Annotated in this window: 6 protein-coding genes; 3 read left to right on the top strand and 3 right to left on the bottom strand. The window is 60.9% G+C overall.

Features of this window, described 5'->3' with window-relative positions; genetic code table 11:
• Positions 1–137: 137 nt before the first annotated feature.
• From FWD29_09565 to rpmB, 3 genes are all read right to left on the bottom strand, one after another.
• The gene (locus tag FWD29_09565; protein MCL2804177.1) at positions 138–1,796 is read right to left on the bottom strand and encodes a hypothetical protein; all 1,659 of its coding nucleotides are present in this window, start codon (positions 1,794–1,796) and stop codon (positions 138–140) included.
• Positions 1,793–2,707, bottom strand: coding sequence for an ABC transporter ATP-binding protein (locus FWD29_09560; protein ID MCL2804176.1), 915 nt, complete (start codon positions 2,705–2,707; stop codon positions 1,793–1,795). Before FWD29_09560 ends, FWD29_09565 begins: the two co-directional genes overlap by 4 nt.
• A 120-nt stretch (positions 2,708–2,827) precedes the next feature.
• Entirely contained in the window at positions 2,828–3,013 is a 186-nt protein-coding gene (gene rpmB / locus FWD29_09555; GenBank protein ID MCL2804175.1) for a 50S ribosomal protein L28, read from the bottom strand.
• Between the two features lie 728 nt (positions 3,014–3,741).
• Here rpmB and FWD29_09550 point away from each other — a divergent pair.
• The 3 genes from FWD29_09550 (at position 3,742) to FWD29_09540 (ending at position 6,115) form a co-directional block, all read left to right on the top strand.
• The gene (locus FWD29_09550; protein MCL2804174.1) at positions 3,742–4,482 is read left to right on the top strand and encodes a hypothetical protein; all 741 of its coding nucleotides are present in this window, start codon (positions 3,742–3,744) and stop codon (positions 4,480–4,482) included.
• Between the two features lie 589 nt (positions 4,483–5,071).
• Complete coding sequence (locus FWD29_09545) at positions 5,072–5,275, top strand: hypothetical protein (GenBank protein MCL2804173.1); 204 nt, start codon at positions 5,072–5,074, stop codon at positions 5,273–5,275.
• A gap of 300 nt (positions 5,276–5,575) precedes the next feature.
• Complete coding sequence (locus FWD29_09540; protein MCL2804172.1) at positions 5,576–6,115, top strand: hypothetical protein; 540 nt, start codon at positions 5,576–5,578, stop codon at positions 6,113–6,115.
• The last annotated feature ends 331 nt before the right edge of the window (positions 6,116–6,446 follow it).

Genomic DNA, 6,446 nt, shown 5'->3' with positions numbered 1-6,446 from the left:
TGTTCGGGTCACATGCTGGATGCGGCACGCCGTATCCCTGGCAACACTTCAGCCGAAGTCATTGCCCATAGGCCCTGAACAGGCCACAAAAAACAGGCCAAAACCAACGTAACCTCAGCCGCGAAGACCACCAACCCCTAGCCAATGGCCAGGTCGCGGCGGCGATAGCCGAAATAGCCAGCCGCCCCCAGAGCCAGGCCAATGAGCGTCATGATGATCAACGGTGTGGCGGTGATGGGCTCCGCCGGTGCGCCCGGCGTGGCCGCCAGGACAGAGGCCTTGACGGCCCAAGTCGGCAGGTTGAAGACCGCCCCAAACATCCGCGCGATGATCGAATAGATCAGGTAGAACCACATCAGGGCGATGGCCCGGGGCAGCCAGCCAAATAGGGCGGCGGCCAGGCCAACGAAAACAGCCAGCGCCGGGATTAGGGCTAGGGCCGCTTTGAGCAGCGCCGCCCAGCTGGCCTGGTTGACCGGCACCCCGCCCAGACCCAGCGTCAGGGCGGTCAAAACCAGAATGACGGCCCCACCGACCAGGCCGACCGCCATGGCTGTGGCCAGCAGCTTAGCCCGGGAAACGGCCGTCGAAAGTTGCAGTTCGGCTAGGCCGTGGACCTCGGAAGAGCGCATATGCCCGATGGCGTTCACGGCGAAAGCTATGCCAAAAACCCCGCCGTAAAGCAACAGGATGGCGAAAAAGGTGTCAGCCGGGCTGGCCTGACCCTGGCCCCAGATTTTCTGCAAGGTCGGATTGCCGGATAACAGATTCTGAAACGAGCCGTTGATATCGATGTAGCCGCAGGACAGTCCCAGCAACCCGGCAGCCAGAGCCCAAGCGGCGAAGCTGCCTCGTTCCAGTCGCAGCAATAGGGCCAGCGGCGAATTGAGCCAGGCCTTGGCCTGAGCCCGGCCCCGCCGGGGTTGAACCAGACCAGCGGCGAAGTCGCGGCGATGCAGCAGGTGGGTGGCCAGGGCTGCCAACACCAGGCCCAGGATTAGCGGTATGGCCAGCGGCCACCAGCGTAGATCGACAAAGGCTCGGGTTTGCAGCGGCCAGGCGAAGGGTGAGAACCAGGACAGAGGCGAACCGGCCGGGCCGCCGGGGCGCTGCTGGGCGTGCCCAATATCCCCAGCCACCCGGATCATGTAGAACAGGCCCATTACCGCCATTCCGCCGCCGCTGGCACCCCGGGCGGTTGTGAAGACTTGGGCCGTGACCGCGCCCACACCAACAAAGAAACAGCCGGTCAAACCGGCACCTAGGCCAAAAGCCGCCGATCCGGCCAGCGCCAGGCCTTGAGCCATCAGCCCGGCGGTCAGCCCCAAAGCGATAGCCAAGTTCAGCCCAAAACCAACCACCAAGGCGGCCGCCAGTGAGGCCGAACGGCCGGTGCAAGCCGCGCCAACCAGCTCGCCTCGGCCGGTTTCCTCATCGCCGCGGGTCCAACGCGTCACCAGCAGCACCGACATGATGGCGACAACAATGAGCGTCGACATGAGCAGCTCATTCATCATGATGGCGCCCAAGGTGTAATCGAAAATGCCGTATCCGGGGCCACCGAAGGCCTGGCCGGTTGGTGTGGCCATCAGCTGAGCCCGGGCCACGGTCGAGGCGGCGTGCGGGTCGGGATAAAGCCGGCCCATGGCTTGGGCGGCGGCCGCGATGGTCAACACCACACCCATCAGCCAGACCAGCAGCCGGAAACGGTCACGGCGCAGGATCGAGCGAATCAGGGTGCCCAGGCGGGCAAATTCCTCAACTGGGCGTGACAGCCTGACCGCGGTAGACGTCATCGGCCATCGCCTTGATCAGTCGAATAGTGACGTAAGAAAACGTCCTCCAGACTGGGCGGCTGGCAAACCAGGTCCTCGACGCCAAAGGAGGCCAGTTGGGAGGTGACAGGGCCAATGTGGCTGTTGTCGACGGTGAAGTCGAGCCTGTAGCCATCCGGTTCTTGGCGTTGAGTGAAGGTGTGGACACCTTCGGCCTGGGCCAGGAGGGAGGCATCAGCGGCGGTAGTAGCGGCGATTGTTGACCGGGTCAAATGGCGCATTTGGGCCAACGTGCCTGATTCGACCACCCGGCCTGAGCGGATGATTGTGACGGTGTCACATAACCGCTCGACCTCCGCCAAGATGTGGCTGGACAGCAGGATCGAGCGTCCCTGATCCTTGATTTCGGTAATGCACTGCCTGAAAACCGCCTCCATCAGGGGGTCTAGACCCGATGTCGGTTCGTCCAAAAGCAGAAGTTCCGCATCTGAGGCCAGCGCCGCGATCAGGGCGATCTTCTGCCGGTTGCCTTTGGAGTAGGTCCGAGACTTCTTGCGCGGGTCCAGCTCGAATCGTTGAATCAGCTGCTTTTTGCGGTTCTGGTCTATGCCACCGCGTAAGCGGCCCAGCAGGTCAATGGTCTCGCCGCCTGTTAGCGACGGCCACAGGGCCACATCGCCCGGCACGTAGACCAGCCGCCGGTGCAAGGCGACCGCGTCCCGCCAAGGGTCTTGGTCCAAGACTCGGGCCTGACCGCCGGTGGGCCGGAGCAGGCCCAGCAGGACCCGGATGGTGGTCGACTTGCCGGCGCCATTGGGCCCTAGAAACCCGGCCACCTCACCGTGGTTCACTACCAGGTCTAGGCCGTCGAGCGCCTTTACCGAGCCGAAGGTTTTGACCAGGCCATCGGTCTGGATTACCGCAGTGGTCATGAGTCCTCCTGTTTGTCTCTAAACACGCTACTCGCGTGGTTTCAACAGTCAAAAATTTGGAGGAATTGAGCAAAGAAAAGCCCGGGCGATTAGGCCCGGGCGGTCTTTGGTCAGGTCGGGTTAGCGGGTGACTTTGCCGGCCTTGATGCACCTGGTGCAGACGTGCAGGCGCTTGGGCGTGCCGTTGACCTTGGCGCGCACGCGCTGAATGTTGGGGTCCCAGCGGCGCTTGGTCCGCCGGTGGGAGTGGGAGACATTGAAGCCAAAGCCCGGCCCCTTGCCGCAGATGTCGCAGGTTGCAGCCACTTCGAACTCCTGTAGTTGGTTGAATGGTCCTGCCCGCGCCGCCGGCGCGAGACAACCCGGAGAGTCTAGCGGAACTGACTGTGGATTGACCAACCACTGGCCCGGCGCAGAGACCCAGACCGCTGACGCTTGGTTGCGACGGAAGTGTCTTCCCCAAGGGATACCGGCAGCGGTGGTTACACGCGCTGTCCTCGCACGCCATGTGGCCTGCCGGGGGCGGCCTTCAATGGTTTGAGTGGAAAAGAGCTCTTGGAGGTGTGTGGCGAGGGCCTCGTCGTAAGGACCACGGGTTGTGTCGGGCCCAACATGACGGTGAGGGGTGGCCACCAAAGACGAACCGCGGTGGGCAGCGACGAGTATTGCTACTCGGTCAAGTCTGCCTTTTCTCGGATCAAGTCTTGACGGCGTGTCTCATCTTTTTGCCGCCCTAGCCGCGTGGGGTGGCCGGCGCCGCCTTAGGGCCGATCGTTCAACAAAGATGGGATGCTGCCAGCCGCAACACAGATGCGGGGACGACAACAGCCTGACAGAATCCGGTCGTTTCAGGGGCCCGGCAAACCAAACCAGACGCTTATACTCGGAATGTCACAGTCTGGTCACGGGACAGAAGTCCCAGAAGACGTCAATGGTATTGGGCGTAGCGTGGTCGACCATCAAACCACCGGGCACCCCTGTCCCGGTTGGGCCATAACAACCAGGAGGCGGCAGTGTTGTGGACCCCAGATTCAATGAAGAAGTTCCTACGGGTTGGTGTGGCCGACCCTACCGGGTTGTTCTCGTTTAGTAGTCTCGCGAAAAGCCTGTTCTCGACTTTCAAAACTGCGATCAAAAAGATTGCGACTTGGGTCAGGCCTAAAACGAAAACCCCAACCCAAAGCAGGAAAACAACCAAAACATCCAACCCAATCAAAAACGCGATAGCCAAAGCCAAGAGGGCCGTGAATGCTGTGAAGAAAGCTGTTGGCGTCGTGACCGATAGTGTTAGAAGGGCGATCACCACGGTATCGAAAACCATTCAAAGCATCATCGAAAACGGCAGGAGAAAGGGCCGGACCGGGTCGGGCCTGCCAGTTAGCATGATTTCAGCAGGAAGAAACCCCTGGTGGGATCCTAACCCGCCGTCAGTTCAGCCGCCCGTAGAACAATGCAACCCGCCAGTGGGACCGTGGCGTCCTGATCTCCCCCAATGGGCCAAAGAAGACAAGGATCTCAAGTATCTTGGCGCGTATCAGTATGACCCCAACGGTTCTTCGGAAAAGTTTCTTCGGAGGACTCGGGACTTGGCAATTACAGCGATCGGGATGATAATCCCCTTTGGAGTGGTTGGCAGAATCTCATTGTTCGGGGTGTCTGCGGGCCGAGGCTATGCCGAGGATCTGTTTGGAGACAGGGGGAAATGCAGATGGCGCCACGCCTACTTGTCAAAGGGCGGGGTCTATCATGAGTTTGATGGTGAACCCTGTGGGTAAGGCCCATTGGAGGAGGCGGGAGGCCGCGGATGGTCGCAGCCGTCGGCTGGTTTTTCCCAACACTGTCAGCACCTGGCGAGGATTCATCCTAATGGCCTCTATCCCACTGGCGGTGATGACGGTGGCGTTAGTCGCCGCGCGGCACCGCCTTGACCGTTGGGATGTGGCTGTTTATGGGGCGATGTACTTGATGTATTTGGGGAGAATAGTCTTCGATTTTGTGGAGCATAAGAGGTCTAGCAGGACCGTATTCCCGACGTGCAGGGTTGCCATGGGGGAACGAGACGGTGATCGTGATTAGTCAACCGTCTGGGTTAGGTACGTGGCTGCGGCTTGGCAGGGCTGGCTTATTGGCGCTGAGCGTAGCTAGCGGTACGCTACTCGAAAGCCGGTCTGTGATGGACGATAACCGAGGGTGTCGGTGGAGATACATCTGGCTGGATCAGCTTGGTTACCCGGCCTTCGCCGACGGTGGATTGTGCTAGGCGGGGCCGCAAGGCTCAGCAGGGGGCTAGCGCGCCGTTTGAAAAAGCTGTGGGACTTTCCAGCCGTGCCGACATGGCAAAACGTGCTGGGTCGTGTTGCGCTCATGACCATACTATTCTTCGCGCTTGCGGCTGCGGCTGGACGTTTCCGGGATTGGATTGGCCTGTTGGGTTCATTCCTCGGTTTTGTTGTGCTCACAGTTATCCTTGTCGCCGCGGAGCTTTACGAAAGAAAGGAGTCACAAGCTGCCGAGGACTCCGAAGATGGGCCGCGACCGGCTGATTCGACAGAAGACGGTGCGCAGTGAAGGGCGGGAGAGATTGGGGGCCAATGGCCAACTTGACGCCTTGGCTTTTCCGGGAGTCATCGGTCGGATTTTCCCGAGGCCGGCGGTGACTCGGTGATGGGCAACTCCAGAGTGATCCAGGGTCTGGTCTTGACTTCATTTCTTTGGTTGGGCCTTGTCGGATGTACGGCCGAGGGCGCTACTTTGCCCGGGGGCTCTGGCACGCCAACTCCTTCGGCCAGTCCTTGGGCCCGGCAGCACACTCTTGAGCCGGACTGGACTCCGGTGCCGGAAGACGATTTTCCACCAGCCTGTCAGGGGATGGCTCAAATCCCAGACTATGACGAGGCTGGCCCGGCCCTGGTCGAGGAGATCGAACACCTCGCCGGGGTGGTTGACTACACATTCTGCCAACGCGAAACCACAAGGCCCGGTCAGGTCATCAGTGTCAGGACAGCTGCGCAGGACGACGGCAGGTTGACCGTGGTTTGGTCCGGTGTGATCATTGGAGGCCTTGGGGGCCCGGCTCACCCGTCCTTGGCACTGGTTTGTGTGACACTCGACAGCCAGACTGGTCAAGTGTTGAACCCGGGTGCTGACGTCGCAGTTGACAGAGCGGCGTTGGCGGCGATTGCCCGAGCGGTGGAGCAAGAACCTGGGCACGCCAGGATCGAAGCCGACTATCTCGGGGACTGGCTATTGCAGGCGGATCCTTGGGCTGACTACGTGCCCGAGGTACAGGGGTGCCAGTGGGGCGACGAAACCGTAGTCGTGATTAGCCAACCGTTTGTCTACGGTGGGTGGTTACCGCTTGCGGTCCGCGACGGCCAGGCCCGTTTGACCCGACTCGTGTCACTTTAGTGTGGGCCTGCCGCTGAATGGATGGCGTTGATGATGGCCTGGGCGGTGGAGCTGATGGGGCTTTCCCCGGTGAATACGTGTCCTTCTACCTGACTTCGGTCACCTTTTTGTAGGCGTGGTTGTCTCGGCGGCGTGACCTGCTGGGTTGTTTGGCCCGTACTAATCTTGGGTGGTGGCGCCTTACATCAGGACACCGAAGACGGCTAGTCCCGACTCGTGCCACTTTAGTGTGGGCCTGCCGCTGAATGGATGGCGTTGATGATGGCCTGGGCGGTGGAGCTGATGGGGCTTTCCCCGGTGAATACGTGTCCTTCTATAGCCATTTCGGTTT

Source organism: Micrococcales bacterium (assembly GCA_009784895.1).
In the GTDB taxonomy this organism is placed as follows: domain Bacteria; phylum Actinomycetota; class Actinomycetes; order Actinomycetales; family WQXJ01; genus WQXJ01.
The sequence above is the reverse complement of the archived record's forward strand: the minus strand, read 5'-3'. Positions and strand labels throughout refer to the sequence as shown.

Excerpts from the sequence above, each read along its gene's own strand:
- FWD29_09565 (MCL2804177.1), bottom strand. The coding sequence starts at position 1,796 with ATGACGTCTACCGCGGTCAGGCTGTCACGCCCAGTTGAGGAATTTGCC.
- FWD29_09545 (MCL2804173.1), top strand. The coding sequence starts at position 5,072 with ATGACCATACTATTCTTCGCGCTTGCGGCTGCGGCTGGACGTTTCCGG.
- FWD29_09550 (MCL2804174.1), top strand. The coding sequence starts at position 3,742 with ATGAAGAAGTTCCTACGGGTTGGTGTGGCCGACCCTACCGGGTTGTTC.
- FWD29_09560 (MCL2804176.1), bottom strand. The coding sequence starts at position 2,707 with ATGACCACTGCGGTAATCCAGACCGATGGCCTGGTCAAAACCTTCGGC.
- FWD29_09540 (MCL2804172.1), top strand. The coding sequence starts at position 5,576 with ATGGCTCAAATCCCAGACTATGACGAGGCTGGCCCGGCCCTGGTCGAG.